This is a genomic window from Flavobacterium sp. LMO6 (genome assembly GCF_009495795.1).
GTDB lineage: Bacteria > Bacteroidota > Bacteroidia > Flavobacteriales > Flavobacteriaceae > Flavobacterium.
In genome coordinates this window covers 124078-142827 of record NZ_WIBH01000001.1, presented here as the reverse complement: position 1 = coordinate 142827, position 18750 = coordinate 124078, and the positions used below count along the sequence as shown (strand labels likewise).

Annotated in this window: 15 protein-coding genes; 4 read left to right on the top strand and 11 right to left on the bottom strand. The window is 31.9% G+C overall.

The window, feature by feature from the left end:
* The first annotated feature begins 13 nt into the window (after nucleotides 1–13).
* The gene (locus GFJ99_RS00605; RefSeq protein ID WP_153207084.1) at nucleotides 14–457 is read left to right on the top strand and encodes a GNAT family N-acetyltransferase; all 444 of its coding nucleotides are present in this window, start codon (nucleotides 14–16) and stop codon (nucleotides 455–457) included.
* A gap of 222 nt (nucleotides 458–679) precedes the next feature.
* Here the strand turns inward: GFJ99_RS00605 and GFJ99_RS00600 are convergent, their stop codons facing one another.
* The 11 genes from GFJ99_RS00600 to GFJ99_RS00550 all read right to left on the bottom strand — a co-directional run bounded on the left by GFJ99_RS00600 (nucleotide 680) and on the right by GFJ99_RS00550 (nucleotide 15907).
* Nucleotides 680–3340 (bottom strand): TonB-dependent receptor, encoded by a 2661-nt coding sequence (locus tag GFJ99_RS00600; protein ID WP_153207083.1) that lies wholly within the window; start codon nucleotides 3338–3340, stop codon nucleotides 680–682.
* 10 nt (nucleotides 3341–3350) lie between these two features.
* Entirely contained in the window at nucleotides 3351–4064 is a 714-nt protein-coding gene (locus tag GFJ99_RS00595; protein WP_153207082.1) for a GLPGLI family protein, read from the bottom strand.
* Between the two features lie 94 nt (nucleotides 4065–4158).
* The gene (locus GFJ99_RS00590; protein ID WP_162523899.1) at nucleotides 4159–4863 is read right to left on the bottom strand and encodes a GLPGLI family protein; all 705 of its coding nucleotides are present in this window, start codon (nucleotides 4861–4863) and stop codon (nucleotides 4159–4161) included.
* A 559-nt stretch (nucleotides 4864–5422) separates the two neighbouring features.
* Nucleotides 5423–6133 (bottom strand): GLPGLI family protein, encoded by a 711-nt coding sequence (locus GFJ99_RS00585; RefSeq protein ID WP_153207080.1) that lies wholly within the window; start codon nucleotides 6131–6133, stop codon nucleotides 5423–5425.
* A 20-nt stretch (nucleotides 6134–6153) separates the two neighbouring features.
* Nucleotides 6154–7005, bottom strand: coding sequence for an OmpA family protein (locus GFJ99_RS00580; protein WP_153207079.1), 852 nt, complete (start codon nucleotides 7003–7005; stop codon nucleotides 6154–6156).
* Nucleotides 7006–7007: 2 nt separating this feature from the next.
* On the bottom strand, nucleotides 7008–8642 hold the full coding sequence (locus GFJ99_RS00575; RefSeq protein ID WP_153207078.1) for a S41 family peptidase: 1635 nt from the start codon (nucleotides 8640–8642) through the stop codon (nucleotides 7008–7010).
* Nucleotides 8643–8715: 73 nt separating this feature from the next.
* Nucleotides 8716–9087 (bottom strand): ribonuclease P protein component, encoded by a 372-nt coding sequence (gene rnpA, locus GFJ99_RS00570; RefSeq protein ID WP_153207408.1) that lies wholly within the window; start codon nucleotides 9085–9087, stop codon nucleotides 8716–8718.
* A gap of 65 nt (nucleotides 9088–9152) precedes the next feature.
* Nucleotides 9153–11276, bottom strand: a complete 2124-nt coding sequence (locus GFJ99_RS00565; RefSeq protein ID WP_153207077.1) for a translation factor GTPase family protein — start codon at nucleotides 11274–11276, stop codon at nucleotides 9153–9155.
* A 154-nt stretch (nucleotides 11277–11430) separates the two neighbouring features.
* Nucleotides 11431–13311 (bottom strand): M1 family metallopeptidase, encoded by a 1881-nt coding sequence (locus GFJ99_RS00560; protein ID WP_153207076.1) that lies wholly within the window; start codon nucleotides 13309–13311, stop codon nucleotides 11431–11433.
* Between the two features lie 69 nt (nucleotides 13312–13380).
* Entirely contained in the window at nucleotides 13381–14973 is a 1593-nt protein-coding gene (locus tag GFJ99_RS00555) for a S8 family peptidase (RefSeq protein WP_153207075.1), read from the bottom strand.
* 73 nt (nucleotides 14974–15046) lie between these two features.
* The gene (locus GFJ99_RS00550) at nucleotides 15047–15907 is read right to left on the bottom strand and encodes an MBL fold metallo-hydrolase (RefSeq protein ID WP_153207074.1); all 861 of its coding nucleotides are present in this window, start codon (nucleotides 15905–15907) and stop codon (nucleotides 15047–15049) included.
* Between the two features lie 235 nt (nucleotides 15908–16142).
* Between GFJ99_RS00550 and GFJ99_RS00545 the strand changes: the two genes are divergently transcribed.
* Genes GFJ99_RS00545 through sufC form a run of 3 tightly spaced genes read left to right on the top strand, consistent with a single transcriptional unit; the run spans nucleotide 16143 to nucleotide 18718 of the window.
* On the top strand, nucleotides 16143–16472 hold the full coding sequence (locus GFJ99_RS00545) for an iron-sulfur cluster assembly accessory protein (RefSeq protein ID WP_008255300.1): 330 nt from the start codon (nucleotides 16143–16145) through the stop codon (nucleotides 16470–16472).
* An 11-nt stretch (nucleotides 16473–16483) separates the two neighbouring features.
* Nucleotides 16484–17932 carry a Fe-S cluster assembly protein SufB gene (gene sufB, locus GFJ99_RS00540; RefSeq protein ID WP_153207073.1) on the top strand — a complete coding sequence of 483 codons (1449 nt, stop codon included), beginning with the start codon at nucleotides 16484–16486 and terminating at the stop codon, nucleotides 17930–17932.
* Between the two features lie 36 nt (nucleotides 17933–17968).
* Nucleotides 17969–18718, top strand: a complete 750-nt coding sequence (sufC, locus tag GFJ99_RS00535; RefSeq protein ID WP_008255296.1) for a Fe-S cluster assembly ATPase SufC — start codon at nucleotides 17969–17971, stop codon at nucleotides 18716–18718.
* Nucleotides 18719–18750 lie beyond the last annotated feature (32 nt).

Below are 18750 nucleotides of genomic sequence, written 5' to 3'. Positions count from 1 at the left end.
CCATCACCGAATCATGATAACATTCAAAATAAAGCGATTTAACGAACTTTCTACAACCGAACTATATTCTTTATTACAACTTCGTTCAGAAGTGTTTGTAGTGGAGCAAAATTGCGTTTATCAAGACGTTGACGGCAAAGACGAGAAGGCACTTCATGTTTTAGGTTATTACAATGGCGATTTAGCAGCCTATTCTCGTTTATTCAATAAAGGGTATTATTTTGACGAAACATCAATAGGAAGAGTTGTGGTAAGCCCAAAATACCGCGATAAAAAACTCGGACACGATTTAATGCGAACTTCAATTGAAGCCATAAAAGAAAATTTCAACGAGACCGCTATTACCATTTCAGCTCAAGAATATCTAAAAAAATTCTACGAATCACACGGATTTATCCAAACCAGCGAAATGTATTTGGAGGATGATATTCCACATATTCAGATGAAAAGGAGTTAGTGTTTTTACACAGAGATTCTCCGAGTTTTTTTGATATTGAATGTGTTGAAAAGAGTTACACAGAGCAATTTTCGCCTTAATTTTGTCACGCTGTTAAGCGTCTCTTTTAAACACAAGGAACACAAAGAAGGCACAAAGTTCACTAAGATTTTGTTTCAGGTTTCAAGTTTTGAAATTTTGTTTGAATTTGCCCTTGATTTTTGAATTTGATTTTTGCTCTTGCTACAGCTTATAACTAATCGTCAACATTACAATTCTTGGCAACGTGTATGTTGTAGAACTTGAAATCATAAAATCAGAGAAAGAGTTGTTGATTTTAGTTCCATTATTCAAGTAATTCTGTGCCGAAAGTTCAAAACGAAAAGGATTGTTTTTCTTTTGATAACTTAAATAAGCATTGGCAATTCGGAAATCAGTTGCGATGTTATTGCTGTTTTCGTTGAAAGTTACCTCGTAATCCGTTTTAAAATTAAAATGTTTCCAAAAATCGATATCCAAATCAAAACCAAATCGGTCAGAAGTTAATTTCGAATTCGTTAATCCTGAAAATTGACTAAAGGTTTTATTATAACTCACACTTGCGCTTGGCCACTTTTTATTAGCAGTTCGCAATCTAATTCCAACACTTTGATTATTTCTGTCGTTTGTAATAGTTTGGTTGTTTACGGTTTGTATGTAATTGAACCAAGATAAATTAGCATTTAAACTCAACCTAAACTTGTTAATTTTTTTATCAATATTTCCATAAACCCGATAGGTTGTTTCTGGATTATCCGTAATGGTTGGCGTTGTAAATTGATTGATACCATCTAAACCAATTTCATTACGAATGGTTCTTACTTTTTTAGTAAAACTTGCATTAGCAAAAAGCATCAAACCACGATACATACTGGTTTTTGTGTAATTCAATGTTGCGTTGTGAAAACGTTCGTTTCGCAACAACGCATTTCCTTTAAAAACTGAATTATAACTTTGTAACGTATAGCGTTCTAACAAACGATTCGCTTCTGGAAATTCATTCACCAAACGATAATTGAATTTTAAGTTTTCTGATTGATTGAATTCATATTCACTTAACCAACTGGGTTGTAAAAATGTATTGTTTAAGGTGTAATCAGCTGCAATTTGTTTTGTTTTCAAATGATAGTAATGGGCATAAATGGCAGGTTTATTCACCCATTTTCCTATTTTGAACTTATATTCTAAACCTAAATACAAATCGTTTAGTAAATAATCCATGTCGTTCCCAAAACCGTCGCTTGCAAAATCATTGATTGTACCATCGGTTCGGTATTGTTTTTCGGTGATTTGTAGTTGTGTTGTTCCTAAATTGTTTCCAACATTAGTATATAAATGATTGTAGTTGTTGATAATCCAATAATGTTTAAACAACGCATCAACACTGTTGTTCTTTACTTTTTTTACTTGTTGAATGTTGTAAAACGAATCATTTTCTAACGGAATTAAACCCGTTAAGAATTCGGTATCAGTTAACCAAGTATTGATTGGTTTTTGATTGTCGTAACTTTGATTAATTACTAATGTAGTAGTGTGCTTTAAATTTATTTGTTTGTGCCATTCTAAAAACTGCTTAATTTGGACATTATCAGCAGCATTTAAGGTTTCAAACGAAGATTCTTGACCATCAAGTTTTGAATTTAAAACCGAAGTCATATCATTGGCGCTCGATTGAAATTGACCATTGTAAAACCATTTTTCTTTAGTGTTGGGCGTGTAGTTTAGTTTTACATTTCCGATGCCTAAAACCGATTTATTTTCGCCTTTATTGATGCGTTCTTCTGATGTTGCTGTTGTGTTTTGAAGATATTCAATATTGCTTTCGGTTAAGGTACTTGTAAAAAGCTTAGAAAATATAGCAAAACCTTCTACATCTAATTTTTCATTAATTTCTTGACGAAAGTTCAAAGCACTAAATTGTGATTTATTTTCTATGACATCGGTGTTATCGTTAGCAAATGAATACAAATCAGTTAACTGTTGTCTTCCCGAAATAAAGCTACTGGCACCACCTTGAAAACGCATTAAATCTTGAAACGAAAAGGTACGTTTACCAATGTTATTACTGTCGCCAATGAAACTCAAATTGGTTTTAGTGGCATAATAGAACAAAGCGGCATGACCCAAATAAAATCCGTTATCATCAGCTACTTCGACACCGGCATCAACATCGCCAAAAATAAATTTCTTTTTATCTTCTTTCAGTTTGATGTTCATCGCCAAGTCTTCAGAATCGGAAACTTGTTTTAGAAAACCTACTTCGTTAAAGTTGTCAATGACTTCTACTTTATCCACCGCATCTGCTGGAATATTTTCTACGCCCAATTTTGTTCCTCCACCAAAAAAAGGTTTATTTTCTACGTAAAACTTAGTTACTTTTTTACCTTGAACCGTAACACCACCGTTTTTATCTACTTCAACTCCAGGCAGTTTTTCTAATTGTTCTTTTAGTTTGCGTTCGTTGCCGCTAGCAAAAGCTTTAACATCGTAAATTAAGGTATCTTTTTTAACTACAACAGGCTTGTAGTCATAGGTTATCGTGATTTCTTTTAATTCTTGCCCGTTTTCTTTGAGTTTAAAATGATGTTCTTTTTGCGAAAAATTAGCCGGAAGATTTAAAACTTCCTCTGTGAACCCTAAATACGAAACTCGAACTTCATAAGGCACCTCTTTTTCTAATTCTAATTTATATCTACCTAAATGATCGGCAATAGCAAATTTTAACCCTTGTTTTTCAACTAAAGGTTTAGCAATTACATTGGCATTTTGTAATGGGTTTCCAAGAGAATCTTTTACCGTACCAGTTAAGGTTTGGGAAAAAGAAATAATTGGAAAAACTAGTAATAGAATTAGGGATTTTGGCATCAAGAATTTATTAATTTTCTTCAGTTAATTTTTTCATCTCTGAATTAAAAATTGCTGTGAATTCTTCTTCTGTTATTATGTTTTCTTGTGGTAATACTAAAGGGATTTGAGAATCTAATTTTACAATACTTTTTAAATAAAATTTAACCTTAGAATTAACATAGTTTGCTTCAAATATTAAACCTGGTAATCCATAATAGATGTCAGGACCAAAAGGGAAAGGAATTTCTGGGCAAAACCAAGCTTCAATTTTATGACTTTCTTTACCTCTAAAATCATTTATCAATATTGTTGCAATGGCTTTATAACATGTAAAATTGTCTATTTTTTTCGTTTCATTAGTTATAGTCCAATTATACTTATTAATGTTACTTTTAACAAAGTATTTTTTTCCTGTCATTTCAGTTTCAAAAATTTCTATGTTATTTTTTTTATCAAAATAGTGAATTCCTTTGCCGCCACCTACAGAAATAGCTCTAGGATTAAATCCAGGTAATTTAAGTGTTTTTACATAGTTGAAGACGGCAACATCATTATTAATCAACATCTGATATTCTAATTGATCAAACGATTGATTAATACTAATAATATTGTTTTTCACATTAATATCGGTAATTTTTTCTAAATCTTCTGAGTTATTAGTAATAGATTTCCCATATGAGATTTTATAATTTTGCCCTATTGATGAGGTTGTAAAGAGTAAAAATAAAATTATTTTTTTCATTGTATATTGTTTATGAAAAAGAGAATAAAGGAAAAAGTAGTAATAGAATTAGGGATTTTGGCATTTATATTTTTGTAATTATTTACAGAAAAGGTTAGTTTTCTTTAGAATGTTTTTTAATAACTTCTTCAAGCTCTTTTATGTAGTCATCCGTTAAATCAGATTTTGTGTTAAGTTCAATTTTATTTACAATCCAAGTTCTTTTTGCTTCTGATAATTCTAAAACCAAGCCCGGTAGACTCGGATATTTATTAGGGCAATAGGCTAAAGGAATTTCTGGGCAATACCAAGCAATTACTTTGTATGTGTGATCTTTGCCTCTTGCGTAAAATTTCCATTCTGTTTCGGCTTTATAGCATTTATATCCCGAAATTGTTTTTGTTTCGTTGGTATAGTTCCAAACAAAATTAGACAAATCATATTTTAGAACATATTCAAAATCACTATAAATAGACCCTATTTCATAGCTAATAGTTTTATTATTATTTGTATAAAATATTTCACTTCCATAGAAATAATCAGCTATAGAATTATAGGTATTGACATTAATAGCGTCACTAGGTAACTTCTTTTCCATTTTAAAGCAAGATAAACTGTCTTTGTAATGTAATTCAAATGTGAAGTTTTTGGCCATTTCAATTTTTTCAAGTTCATATTGATATTGCCAAAGGCTTTCCTTTTTTAATTCTTCGGTTGCTTCAGTTTCGTTAAAAAAAGTATTGTAGGTAATTTTTCCTTCATTAGTTTTTTGTCCCCAACAAATTGAAGTAAAAAACAAAAAAAATATTGTATTTCTCATCTTTGTATTATAAAGGAGCCTTTTCCAGGCTCCTAATTTATTATAAATCAGCATCTCTAAATCTAAGATTATCACATTTGTTTTTATCATAACATTCATCAACTTTTGCCATCCATTTTTTGTTAGTAGGATCACTCCCAGTAACTTGTCCGTCTGCCCATTGTTGACATTGATCACAATCTGTTACAATAATCTTTTTCTCGACCTTCTTTTCTTCAACTTTTTTCTCTTCAATCTAATTCGCCATACCAGCAAATGAAAAAGCAATAAGTGCTACTGCACTAAAAATCATTTTTTTCATTTTGTTTAAATTTTTAAAATTAATATTTGTTTTTGGTTAACCGAGAACAAAAATGAAAAAAAAAAAAACGAATTTTCGCATGAAATATTGTGTTTTAACCATAATTTAACACGTAAAATGTTATAATATTGATAATCAAATATTTTTTTATTAAAAAAAATGGTGTAATTTGAATAGATTTAAGGATTTTGGTATTTAGTTATTTGTTTTTGAATTTAAAAATGAAATTCTAAATAGGAAAAAAACTAGACTTTAATATTAATTGTTACTAAATTCTCTCTTTGCTGCAGCACCAACTTTATTTTGATATTCTTGTTCGCTAATTATTTTACCTTCTTTTGGCAATATAATTTCTTTAACATTATTTGAAAACTCCATTTTTTCAACACCAAATACACTATTCCACTCTTGTAATTCTAATATTAAACCAGGAAGACCACCATATCCTCTTGGTCCAATTGAAATAGGAATTTGAGGACAAAACCAAGCAATTACAGGATGCTTGAAGATTTTCCCATTGTCTACAATATATTCATTAGTTGCCTTATAACAAGTATAGCCATCAATGATTTTAGATTCATTTGTTAGTTTCCAATTTTGATTTAAGGGTTCTATTATTAAAAACTCATTTTCTTTAAAAAGTCCGTTAGAATTATTATGATATATTTTATTCTTAAAAATATAAATTTCTTTTCTCGTTCTACTGTCTATTATTGCCATTTCTAGGTTTTGACCATCTAAAGACATGTTTTTTAAGAGTTTAAATTCTGAAATGGAATCATTAAATGTTAATTCAAATTTAAGATGTTTTGCCCCTTCAATTGCTTGTAAAAAAAACTCTCCAATAAGTTCGTTTTTAATGAATTTTTCATCTTCTAAGATTTTAAAATTATAGGTTATGGTTCCGCTTTTCTGAGAAAATGCAATTAATGTAAAACAAGTAAGTATAAATAAATAGTAGTATTTCATTGTAAAAGAAGCTTGTAATGTTATTTCTTCGGCTCCACAGGAACCACATCATTTTTTGTAATCAAAAGTTCAACCCTACGGTCTAAAGTGCTGCCTTTTTTTAATGATTGGGTGTTGCCATAACCTTTAAATGTCATGCGGGTTTTACTGATGCGTTTCATTAAGAAATAATTATATACTCTTTTGGCACGATTGATAGATAATTCTCGCTTTTTAGTATCGCGATCAATAGCTTCTTTTTGAAAAGTTGGCGTACAACAAACATGCCCTTGAATTTCAAAATGAATGTTTTTGTATTTGTTTAATTCTAAGGCAATTCGGTCTAATTCCTTTTTTGCTTTATAGGTTAATTGGCTACTTCCTCTTTCAAAAAGTACGTGATCTAAGTAAATTCTATCGCCAATAATTCGGTCTTTTTTTATAGTGCTATAAACGCCAGGTATTTTTAAATCTTCAACCACAATAGGTTTAAAGTTAACAACAACGTCTACTCTACGATTTTTAGATCGTGCTTCAGGAATGTTTGTTTGCATGTCTTCGTCAAGCATGATTCGGCCTTTTCCTTCCAGCGTAATGATGATTTTACTTTTAATCCCTTTTTCTATTAGTTTATCTTTTACGGTATTGGCTCTGTTTGTAGATAAAGTATAGTTGTATGCGTCTTTTCCGCGGTCGTCGCAATACCCAAATATTTGTACCGATTCTATTCGAGATGTGTCTATTTTACTAACAAATGCCACAACAGCATCTGCTTGTTCTTCTTTTAAGTTGAATTTGTTAAATTCGAAAAAGATAGAGTGTACTTCTTCGTCTTCTTGAGCAATTGAAATGGCCGAAAAAAGGAAAAAAAGTAATGAAAGGTAACGTGTCATGCCTATTTTTTTAATATCGATTTGTATTGCGTTTCGTTATTTAAAAGCAAAATAGCTTTTTCAATTTCTACATTTTCTTGTGTATAAAATAAATATAAACCTTCGCGATATTGGTAACGTGTTATTAAATCTTCTTGAATTAGTTTTTTAATTTGAGCTTTGTTTTTATCTAGTTCAGCATCGATGTTTTTCTCAATAGCTAATTCTAATTGCTTGTATTCAGCAGCAATTTGTTTGTCTATTTTTTCTTTTTTAGCACTTTCTAAGACCGCTTTCAGTGCTTTGTTGGTTTCTGTGTCTAAACTAACATTCTCTTGTTTTAAATACGCTTTAAACGCATTAAAATCGGTATCCGAAATAGATGGATTGCCACTAACATTAAGATTGTTATAATACCATTTTGTCGCAAAGTTAAAAATGGCATCTGTTTTATTTAGTGCTTCTGTAATATTTGCCATTTTAGTTTCTTCAATTTCTACATCAGGCAAAACACCACCACCATCATAAACGGTTCTTCCGGCTTTGGTTTTAAAAGCGTTAAATTCGTTTTGCGATTTTTTTATTGCTTTTCCGTTTTCGTCTTTTTTTGAATAATCTAAAGCCTGAATACATCTGCCAGAAGGTGTGTAATATCTAGAAATAGTAACTTTGACTTGCGTTCCGTATGATAAATCTAATGGGCGTTGCACCAATCCTTTTCCAAAACTTCTTGTTCCTAAAATTACACCTCTATCTAAATCTTGAATAGCGCCTGCTACAATTTCAGAAGCCGAAGCACTTTTTCCATCTACAATTACCGCAATTGGAATTTCTATATCGATAGGTTCGTTTTTAGTACGATATTCTGAATTGTGTTTCGGATTTTTAGATTTTGTAGTAACAATTAATTCGTTTTTAGGCACAAAAAGATTACAAATATTTACCGCTTCATGTAATAATCCACCTGGATTTCCTCTTAAATCTAAAATAATTTTTGTTGCGCCTTGTTTCTTTAATTCTAATAATGCCGCTTTAGTTTCAAAGCTCGATTTATCAGTAAATTTATTCAAAACGATATATCCAATATTGTTTTGTAATAATGAAAAATAAGGAACTGCTTTTATTTCTACATCGTCTAAAATTATAGCTCCATTTTGTGTTTTTCCTTGGCGAATGTATTGAATTTCAATTTTTGTGTTTTTAGCTCCTCTAAATAATTGAGAAGCATCTTCTTTGTATTCTTTTAAGCTAATATCGCCTATTTGAATAACCTCATCGCCCGCTTTTAATCCGGCTTTATCAGCAGGAAATCCTTTGTAAATTTCTTTTAATAAAACTTTCCCTTCACTACGTTGAACCATAGCGCCAATACCAGTATATTCGCCTGTATTATTGATTTTGAATTTTAACACATCTTGCTCGTTAAAAAAAACAGTGTAAGGATCTAATTCCTTTAACATGTTTTTTATAGCAATATCCATCATTTCACCCGGATTGGTTTCGTCTACATAATTTTGGTTAACGGTTTTAAATAACCCAGTAAAAATTTCGATTTGCTTAGCAATTTCAAAAAAATCGTTCTTAAAACTTACACCTACAAAAAGGAAAGTTGTGGCAACTATTGTTACTATTATTTTTCTACTGAAAAAACGTTTCATGTGTTGAGTTTTTGATTGATTCTAGTTTACGAAAGTAAAGAATATTGAACAAAAATTAAACCAAAAGATAGATTTACTTCTGTCTTTCATTGAATTTTTGAAAAAGTTGAATGGTTTTTTCTTCAATTTCTTGATAAGAAAGTCGTTCTTTTGTTTGATAGAAAAACATAAAAGCATACGGTTTTTCTAAATTATCAATTAAAATATGCTTGTTTAATCGGTATGTTTCGCGTAAAACACGTTTGAAATAATTGCGATCAACGGCTTTTTTGAAATACTTTTTAGAAACCGAAACACCCATTTTAATTGGCTCTGCATTTGGTTCTTTATTTTCTACATATACCAAACGCAGTGGAAATTTCGAAACCGAATTTCCTTCAGAAAAAAGCAAATCAATTGTGGTTTTGCTTTTTAATTTTTCTTTTTTTGGATAGGTGAACTGCATGTGGCAAAGGTATAAAAAAAGCTTCTTCATTTTTTGAAGAAGCTTTTTCAATGGCAAAATTCGTTTTACACTTCAGTAAATAACGCATTACTTATAACTAAATTTTCCTGAACGTGTGCAGGAACTAATTGATAATTAACAAAGTCCATTTTAAATTTTGCCTTTCCTTGTGTTAGCGATCGAAGCGTAGATCCATAATCTTTTAGCTCAGATAAAGGAACTTCTGCTAAAATTTTCTGATAATGTCCGTCAGTATCCATTCCTTGAATAATGGCTCTTCGTGTTTGTAAATCGCCCATAACATCTCCTGTATGATTGTTATCACATAAAACTTCTACATGATAATAAGGTTCTAGTAGTTGAGGTTTTGCATCATTAAAAGCCATTCTAAACGCATGTGAAGCTGCTAGTTGAAAAGAAATATCATTGCTATCTACTGCGTGCATTTTTCCATCATAAATGCAAACGCGTATGTTTTGACAATTAGAACCGGTTAATGGACCTTCGGTCATTTCTTGCATTATTCCTTTTTTAATCGCAGTTGCATAACGATTATCAATAGCACCACCAACTATGCACCAATAGAATGCAAATTTTCCGCCCCAAGGTAATTCTTCAATTTCTTTATTTCTAATATTAAAGCCTTGTGGCTCTGGCATATCATCAAAATAAGGTTCAATGGTTATGTGAACTTCTCCAAATTGTCCAGAACCGCCACTTTGTTTTTTATGACGATATTCTGCTTTTGCCGATTTAGTGATGGTTTCACGATAAGGCACTTTTGGTTCTTCAAAAACAATTTCTATATTATTTTCGGTTTCTACTCGATGTTTAATTAAATCTAAATGCAATTGCCCTTGACCTTGAATAATGGTTTGTTTTAATTCGGCAGATTGTTCTACTTTTAAGGTTACATCTTCTTCCTGAATTTGGTGTAATGCCTTAATCATTTTTTCCATATCGGCAAGATTAGCAGTCGTAATTGCTTTTCTAATTCGACTTAATGGAAATTGCATTTTTCTCACTTTTCTATCGCTACCTTTAGCGTTTAAGGTATTGTTTGTATGGCCAAATTTTAAGCGAACCGTTGCGCCTAAATCGCCAGCAATTAATTTTTCTACCGCAGTTCGTTGTTTTCCTTCGGTTACAAAAATTTGGGTTAAGCGTTCGATTTCACCATTTTCTGCATTTACTAGTTCATCTCCTGCTTTTAATTCTCCAGAAAGCACTTTGAAATACGAAACCATTCCTACTTGTGGTTCAGCGAGTGTTTTGTATATAAATAGAGTTGTTTTATCTGTAGCATCGCATTTTAATTCATCTCCATTTTCTAGTTTTTTTGCTGGTCTGTCTGCAGGAGAAGGTGCAATATCGTCTATAAATCCCATGATTCTTCCGCTTCCCATATCTTTTAATCCCGAAGCACAAAAAACAGGATATATTTGTTGGTTAGCAAGTGCAATAGTTAACCCTTTTGCTAATTCTTCTTCGTCTAAATTACCTTTTTCAAAGTATTTTTCCATTAAACCTTCTTCGTTTTCTGCGGCAGCTTCTACTAATGCATTATGAAGTGTATTTGCTTTTTCAAGTTCAGATTCAGGTATTGGCATTTTATCTGGTTTTCCTCCATTTTCAGGAAAAACATACATCGTCATGCGAAGCACATCGATAATACTATTAAAATTTTCGCCAGAATTATATGGGAATTGAACAGGAATAACTTTATTACCAAAGCGATTTTTTGCTTGTTCTAAAGTGGCATCAAAATCTGCTTTTGGATGATCCATTTGATTAATAACAAATAGGGCAGGAGTTTGATAATTTTGAACATATTCCCAAATAATTTCAGTACCTACTTCTACTCCCGATGTTGCGTTTAATAGTACTAAAGCTGTATCAGACACTTTTAACGATGAAACTACTTCACCAATAAAATCGTCAAAACCCGGCGTGTCTAAAATATTTATTTTGTTATTGTGCCATTTTACGTGCATTAAATGACTGTAAATGGTGTTTTCTCTTTCATGTTCTAAATCGGTAAAATCAGAGATGGTGTTGTGTGCTTCAATTGAACCACGTCTTGGAATACTACCACTTTCAAATAACATGGTTTCAATAAATGTAGTTTTCCCAGAACCCGAATGGCCAAGAAATACTACGTTTCTAATGTCTTTGGTTGCACTTATCATAAATAGTGTATTTTTAAAATTGCTTATTAATTTTGATTTGCTTTTTAAGCACATTAAAATTATAAAACACAATACACTCAAAGAATGATATTTGTCATTTCTTAAATTAAAATTTGACATAAAAAAAGCGACCTTAATAGGTCGCTTATATTTTCTATTTTTTCACAAAAATATTGTCTTCTTTGTTTATATCAGCCATTATATTTTCTGGGTCAATGGTGATGGATTTGATTAAAGCTTTTGGTTTCGCAATTTCAAAAGTAAAAGTAGGATAAGCCCAATCCCAACCTGTTAGTACCTTTCCTTTAATTTCAGGATACGGATTAGGTTTTTCCCAACGCATTAACGTGTTTGGAATGTAGAAAAATTCTTTTGTTCCATCTGAATATTCTACAATAACATCTAAAGGCATTGGCATTCTACCTTTTCTTTCAAAAACAACTTTTGTATTGGCTGCATTGGCCTCAGAAACTTCTTTAATGCTATAATCTATAGTGTTTGTAGTCAATGTCCAATCTAATAAATACCAGTCTAAATTTGCGCCTGAAACTTTTTCTGCTACACGTTTTATATCGTTTGGTGTAGGATGCGTAAATTTATACTCGTTATAGTAACGTTTGATGGTTTTGTTGAGGTTTTCTTGGCCAATTAAATATCCTAGTTGCACTAAAAACACTTCGCCTTTGCTATAGGCAGAAATGCCATATGCCATATTTACATCATAACGATCTGCATGAGTAGATAAAGGTTGTTCTTTTCCTGATTTTGCTAAATAAATATAATTTTTATAAGCACTTTCAAATGGAGTTTCTGGTTTTTTAGGAGGTAAAATTTTATTCATAGCTAAGTTAGAAATGTAGGATGTAAATCCTTCATCCATCCATTCATGTTTGGTTTCGTTAGTAGCTAGTACAAACTGAAACCATGAGTGTGCCATTTCGTGTGCTGTAACGCCTACTAAACTTCCAAAAGCTCTATTTCCGGTGATTAAGGTACACATACCATATTCCATTCCGCCATCACCACCTTGAATCACAGAGTATTGTTTGTATGGATATTGTCCTACGTTTTCGTTAAAATACGCTAACAATTCTGCTGTTTTAGGTTGCATTTTTTTCCAATTTTCTAAATTTTCTTTCTTGTTTTTATACAAGAAATGCAATTCAACATTATTTGGACCTAAAATCATGTCGTGAATGAATTCATTATCGGCACCCCAAGCAAAATCGTGCACATTTGGTGCATAAAAATGCCATGTTAAGTTTTTAGTTTTCTTAGCATGTACGACTTTTATTCCGGTATCTTGATAACCATGTCCAATTTCGTTTTTGTTTTGTAAATAACCTGTTCCACCAATGGTGTAGTTTTTGTCAATCGTAATTTTTACATCAAAATTTCCCCAAACACCATGAAATTCTCTTGCAATGTATGGGTTTGAATGCCAGCCTTCAAAATCATATTCACATAATTTTGGATACCATTGTGTCATGGATAAAGCAACTCCTTCTTCTGAAATTCTTCCCGAACGACGAATTTGCAATGGTACTTGCCCATCAAAATCTAATGATAAAACTGTTTTTTGTTTTGGTAAAATAGCTTTTGCTAACGTAACTTCTAAAATAGTTCCTACTACTTTTGTGGTTGCTGTAACGCCATCTTGTTTAAAATTTGCAATATTTAAATAGCCAATTTCATTTGGTTTTAAAGTGCTAATTCTACTTTCTTTTATGTCTTTTCCTTCTTTTTTAAAGGTTCTTACCATTCGTTTGTCTGGATCGGAAATAGCCTGAAGCCTTGCATCCATTTCACTTCCGGGTTGAAAAGCATTGTTGTATAAATGATAATATACTTTATGTAAAGTATCATTTGAATTGTTCGTATAAATTATTTCTTGCTTACCTGTATATTGGAATTTTTTCACATCCATTTTCACCTCCATTTTGTATTCAACATGTTGTTGCCAATACCCTGGATTTGGATTGTTTTGACCAAATGTTAAAAAGGGAAATAAACCTAAAAACAATAATTTTTTCATATTCGTTTTTTAAAAGAAAACCCACAAGACAAATTATGCCTTGTAGGATTTAAGATAATTTAATTTTTATTATTTAGACATTTTAGCCGCTAAAACTAAAGCATTATAAGCATTTACAATTCTACCTGATTTAGAAGCATCGGCAAAATTAGCTTTGTGTTTGTCTTCTCCAATTACAACTGTGTTTTTTAATGGCGTTCCACTTTCCATAATAATTTGTTTTACTTGCACAGCAGTTAATTTAGGATAGTAAGAACGAATTAAAGTTGCAACTCCAGCTACATTTGGTGAAGCCATTGAAGTTCCTTGTAAATATTCGTAAGTATTTAATGGAGTTGTAGCATATATTTCATCTCCAGGAGCATAAATATCTACATTGTTTTTTCCGTAATTTGAAAAACCAGCTACCATTTTAGAACCATAATTTGGAGAAAGCGCTCCAATTATTAGTACGTTTTTAGCAAATTCTGGACTACCATCGTAGGTGTCGTTTGGATATTTGTTAGTAACATCTAAATCAAACGATTCGTTTCCGGCAGCAATAACAATTAAAACATCATTAGATTCTGCATATTTAATGGCATCCATAACCCATTCTTTATGTTGCGAATAGTATTTTCCGAATGAACCGTTAATTACTTTTGCACCATTATCTACCGCATAACGAATTCCTAAAGCGATATCTTTATCATATTCATCACCATTAGGAACTGCTCTTACCGTTAATATTTGAGCATTATTAGTTACACCATCACCACCAAGATTATTTCCTCTAATTTGAGCTACAATTCCAGCAACGTGTGTTCCGTGTTTGGCTTCTTTTGGCTCAGGACCAACTACATTATTGTTTCCGTATTTCGTGTCGTTCAAATCGTTTGGATTATCACCTACAATTTTTCTACCATCAAACTCAACATTTAAATTATAGTTAATTTGTCCATAAACATAGTCTTTAAATTCTTCAATTTGAGCATCAAATTCAGCCTTGGTAGATTTGCTTAAAATTTGAGTAAACATTGCTTTTGCTTGTTTTACCCCAGTTTCATCCGATTGAATTGCTTTTACTTCTTCTAGCGTAAAATCACTTTTTTTAAGGAAAGTTGCTACTGTTTTCTCAGCATTTAATATAAAATCTAATTGTTGTTTTTGTGGCTGAATTCCTTTTAGCTCTTCCTCCAATTGCGCTTTCGCTTTATCATAATCTGGAGTTCCAGGTCCTTTTTTAACAATACGCGTCATTTCTAATTGTTCATGAACAGCATCTCCTAAGAAATTCCATCCGTGTATATCATCAATGTATCCGTTTTTGTCATCGTCAATGCCATTTCCAGCAATCTCTTTTGGATTGGTCCAAATCACCGCTTTTAAATCTTCGTGGTTGATATCAACACCTGAATCTACAATTCCAACGATGACTTTTTTACCTTTTTTACCTTTGATTAATTCTTTATACGCTTTGTCAACACTCATTCCAGGAATTGTGTCATTTACTAAATCTAAGTGACTCCAACGTTTTAAGTCATTTTCAGCTATAGGAGTAGTTTTTAAAGGTAAATTATCTATGTTTTCAACCGGAGTTGATACCATTTTTTGTGATCCACAACTTGCTAAAGCAAAAGCGATAGTCAAACTTAAATAAAGTGGTTTAAATATTCTTTTCATTTTTTCAATAATTATATTTCGGTTATTGGACTGAAATCTTTTGTGATTGTTACAGTTAGTGTTTTTTTTAACTTTATTTTAAAATATCGTTACAGGTAAAAACTTCTTTTAAACGAACACCTTTTTCTGTTTTTTCTACCGTAATAATTTCATTGTGTGCATCGTGCTCTAAAAACAAATAATAATTATTTTCTGCAGCAGCATTCATGAATTTTGCTTTTTCGTCTAATGTTAATAAAGGTCTTGTGTCGTAACCCATAACATATGGAATAGGAATATGACCAGCAGTTGCTAATAAATCGGCACAAAAAACAATTGTTTTTCCGTTGTAATTGATGTGAGGCAACATTTGTTTTTCGGTATGTCCGTCAGCAAAGAAAATTCCAAAACCTAATTCTGAAGTAGCTAAAAAATCGCCTTCAGCTCTTTTAATGAAATTTAATTGTCCGCTTTCTTGCATTGGAATAATGTTTTCATGTAAAAAAGATGCTTTTTCTCTTGAATTGGGTTTTGTTGCCCATTCCCAATGGTTTTCGTTTGTCCAGAATTTAGCATTTTTAAAAGCTACTTCGTAACCTGTTTTATCTTTATTCCAGTTGACACTTCCACCACAATGGTCAAAATGCAAATGGGTCATAAAAACATCTGTAATATCATCACGATGAAAACCTGCATTTTTTAGCGACTTATCTAAAGAATGATCACCCCAAAGAGAGTAATATCCAAAAAATTTATCTGATTGTTTGTTACCCATTCCGGTATCAATAAGCGTTAATCGGTTTCCGTCTTCAATTAAAAGACATCTTGCAGCAATGTCAATTAAGTTATTTTCGTCAGCCGGATTAGTTTTATTCCAAATGGTTTTTGGCACAACGCCAAACATAGCACCACCATCTAATTTAAAATTTCCTGCTTCTATTGGATGTAATTTCATACTTCGTGAAATATTATTAATGAGTTTATTGTGTTATCGCCTTTTGTTTTTTGAGGTTTGATTTTACTAACTATTTTACTTGCGATTTCGTATGTCAAACATTTTTCAGCCAAATTACAAAAAATACTATAAACAGAAACTATTAATCCATAAGTTATAAAAATGTTAGCAACTCTTGTTAAAAGTAAATTATGCCTTATATTTGCCGTTAATTTAGACAAAATCAAAATAAGCTATGATCAAAGTTTCAGACACAGCAAGTAAAAAAATCGTTGCAATGATGCAAGAAGACGGTTTTGATGCAGCAATTGATTACGTTAGAGTTGGCGTAAAGAGTGGCGGTTGCTCGGGTTTGTCTTACGAATTAAAGTTTGACAAAGAAATAGGAGAAAACGACAAGGTTTTTGAAGATAATAATATAAAAATTGCTGTTGAAAAAAAATCCTTTTTATACTTAGCCGGTACAATTTTAGAATTTTCGGGCGGTTTAAACGGAAAGGGATTTGTTTTTAACAACCCAAATGCACAAAGAACGTGCGGTTGTGGAGAAAGCTTTTCTTTATAAATCAAAAAAATATGAGTAAATATACTGAAGACGACTTAAAAGTCGAATTAGAAAATAAAGAATACGAATACGGATTTTACACCGAATTGGACTCGGAAACGTTTCCTATTGGTTTAAATGAAGATATCGTTCGTGCCATTTCAAAGAAAAAAGAAGAGCCAGAATGGATGACCGAATGGCGTTTGGAAGCTTTTAAGGCTTGGCAAGAAATGATTGAACCAGAATGGGCTAATGTACATTATGAAAAACCAGATTTTCAAGCGATTTCGTATTATTCTGCACCTAAAAAAGCCGATCCTAACAAAAAATTAGAAGACGTTGACCCTGAACTTTTGGCGATGTACAAAAAATTAGGAATTTCGGTTGACGAACAAAAGAAAATGAACAATGTGGCGATTGATATCGTGGTTGATTCGGTTTCTGTAGCAACGACTTTCAAGAAAACATTAAACGAAAAAGGAATTATTTTTTGTTCCATTTCAGAAGCCATTAAAGAGCATCCAGAACTAGTTCGTAAATATTTAGGAACAATCGTTCCACAAAAAGATAATTTTTATGCTGCTTTAAATTCGGCTGTTTTTTCTGACGGAAGTTTCTGTTATATTCCAAAAGGTGTTCGTTGTCCAATGGAATTATCAACGTATTTCCGAATCAATCAAGGAGGAACAGGACAGTTTGAAAGAACATTGTTGGTGGCTGATGAAGATAGTTATGTTTCATATTTAGAAGGTTGTACAGCACCTAGTAGAGATGAAAATCAATTGCACGCAGCTGTTGTAGAATTAATTGCAATGGACGGAGCCGAAATAAAATATTCAACAGTTCAAAACTGGTATCCAGGAAACAAAGAAGGAAAAGGTGGTGTTTATAACTTCGTAACCAAAAGAGGTTTATGTGAGAAAAACGCTAAAATTTCTTGGACACAAGTAGAAACAGGTTCGGCAGTAACTTGGAAATATCCTTCGGTTGTTTTAAAAGGAGATAATTCAATTGGCGAATTTTACTCAATCGCCGTTACTAATAATTTTCAGCAAGCCGATACCGGAACTAAGATGATTCATTTGGGAAAAAATACCAAATCAACTATTATTTCTAAAGGAATTTCAGCTGGTAAATCACAAAATAGCTATAGAGGATTAGTGCAAATAGGAGCAAGGGCAGAAAACGCGCGTAACTTCTCTCAATGTGATTCTTTATTAATGGGCAACGATTGTGGAGCACATACTTTTCCGTATATCGAAAGTAAAAATGCATCGGCAAAAATTGAACACGAAGCAACGACTTCAAAAATTGGAGAAGACCAAGTATTCTATTGCAACCAACGTGGAATCCCAACAGAAAAAGCTATTGCGCTTATCGTAAACGGATTCAGTAAAGAAGTTTTGAATAAATTACCAATGGAATTTGCGGTAGAAGCGCAGAAGTTGTTGGAAATTAGTTTAGAGGGTTCTGTTGGATAATCAATCATAAATTTGAATAAATAACACATTTACAAAATGTTACAAATAAAAAACTTACACGCGTCTGTTGAAGACAAAGAAATATTAAAAGGAATTAACCTTGAAATTAAAGCAGGAGAAGTTCATGCGATTATGGGACCAAACGGTGCCGGAAAATCAACCTTATCTTCTATCATTGCTGGAAACGAAAATTACGAAGTTTCTCAAGGAGAAATCTTTTTAGACGGAGAAGAAATTTCAGAATTTGCACCAGAAGAAAGAGCACACAAAGGCGTTTTCTTATCGTTTCAATATCCAGTTGAAATTCCGGGAGTTTCGGTTACGAATTTTATTAAAACAGCAATCAACGAAAGTAGAAAAGCTAACGGTAAAGAAGAAATGCCTGCAAACGAAATGTTGAAATTAATTCGTGAAAAAGCAGAATTATTAGAAATGGATAGAAAATTCTTATCGCGTTCTTTAAACGAAGGTTTTTCGGGAGGTGAAAAGAAACGTAATGAAATTTTCCAAATGGCAATGTTAGAGCCTAAAATCGCAATTTTGGACGAAACTGATTCAGGTTTGGATATCGATGCTTTACGTATTGTGGCAAACGGAGTTAACAAATTAAAAAACGAGAATAATGCTGTTTTAGTAATTACGCATTACCAACGTTTATTAGATTATATCGTTCCAGATTTCGTTCACGTATTAATGGACGGAAAAATTGTTAAATCAGGAACAGCTGCTTTAGCATTAGAATTAGAAGAAAAAGGTTACGATTGGATTAAAAACGAATTAAATTAGTTTACAGTCTCAGTCACAGTTATCAGATGACT

Coding starts and splice junctions, on each gene's coding strand:
- GFJ99_RS00600 (WP_153207083.1), bottom strand. CDS start 3,340: ATGCCAAAATCCCTAATTCTATTACTAGTTTTTCCAATTATTTCTTTT.
- sufC (WP_008255296.1), top strand. CDS start 17,969: ATGTTACAAATAAAAAACTTACACGCGTCTGTTGAAGACAAAGAAATA.
- GFJ99_RS00585 (WP_153207080.1), bottom strand. CDS start 6,133: ATGAAATACTACTATTTATTTATACTTACTTGTTTTACATTAATTGCA.
- GFJ99_RS00595 (WP_153207082.1), bottom strand. CDS start 4,064: ATGAAAAAAATAATTTTATTTTTACTCTTTACAACCTCATCAATAGGG.
- GFJ99_RS00575 (WP_153207078.1), bottom strand. CDS start 8,642: ATGAAACGTTTTTTCAGTAGAAAAATAATAGTAACAATAGTTGCCACA.
- GFJ99_RS00590 (WP_162523899.1), bottom strand. CDS start 4,863: ATGAGAAATACAATATTTTTTTTGTTTTTTACTTCAATTTGTTGGGGA.
- GFJ99_RS00550 (WP_153207074.1), bottom strand. CDS start 15,907: ATGAAATTACATCCAATAGAAGCAGGAAATTTTAAATTAGATGGTGGT.
- GFJ99_RS00555 (WP_153207075.1), bottom strand. CDS start 14,973: ATGAAAAGAATATTTAAACCACTTTATTTAAGTTTGACTATCGCTTTT.
- sufB (WP_153207073.1), top strand. CDS start 16,484: ATGAGTAAATATACTGAAGACGACTTAAAAGTCGAATTAGAAAATAAA.
- GFJ99_RS00580 (WP_153207079.1), bottom strand. CDS start 7,005: ATGACACGTTACCTTTCATTACTTTTTTTCCTTTTTTCGGCCATTTCA.
- GFJ99_RS00605 (WP_153207084.1), top strand. CDS start 14: ATGATAACATTCAAAATAAAGCGATTTAACGAACTTTCTACAACCGAA.
- rnpA (WP_153207408.1), bottom strand. CDS start 9,087: ATGCAGTTCACCTATCCAAAAAAAGAAAAATTAAAAAGCAAAACCACA.
- GFJ99_RS00565 (WP_153207077.1), bottom strand. CDS start 11,276: ATGATAAGTGCAACCAAAGACATTAGAAACGTAGTATTTCTTGGCCAT.
- GFJ99_RS00560 (WP_153207076.1), bottom strand. CDS start 13,311: ATGAAAAAATTATTGTTTTTAGGTTTATTTCCCTTTTTAACATTTGGT.
- GFJ99_RS00545 (WP_008255300.1), top strand. CDS start 16,143: ATGATCAAAGTTTCAGACACAGCAAGTAAAAAAATCGTTGCAATGATG.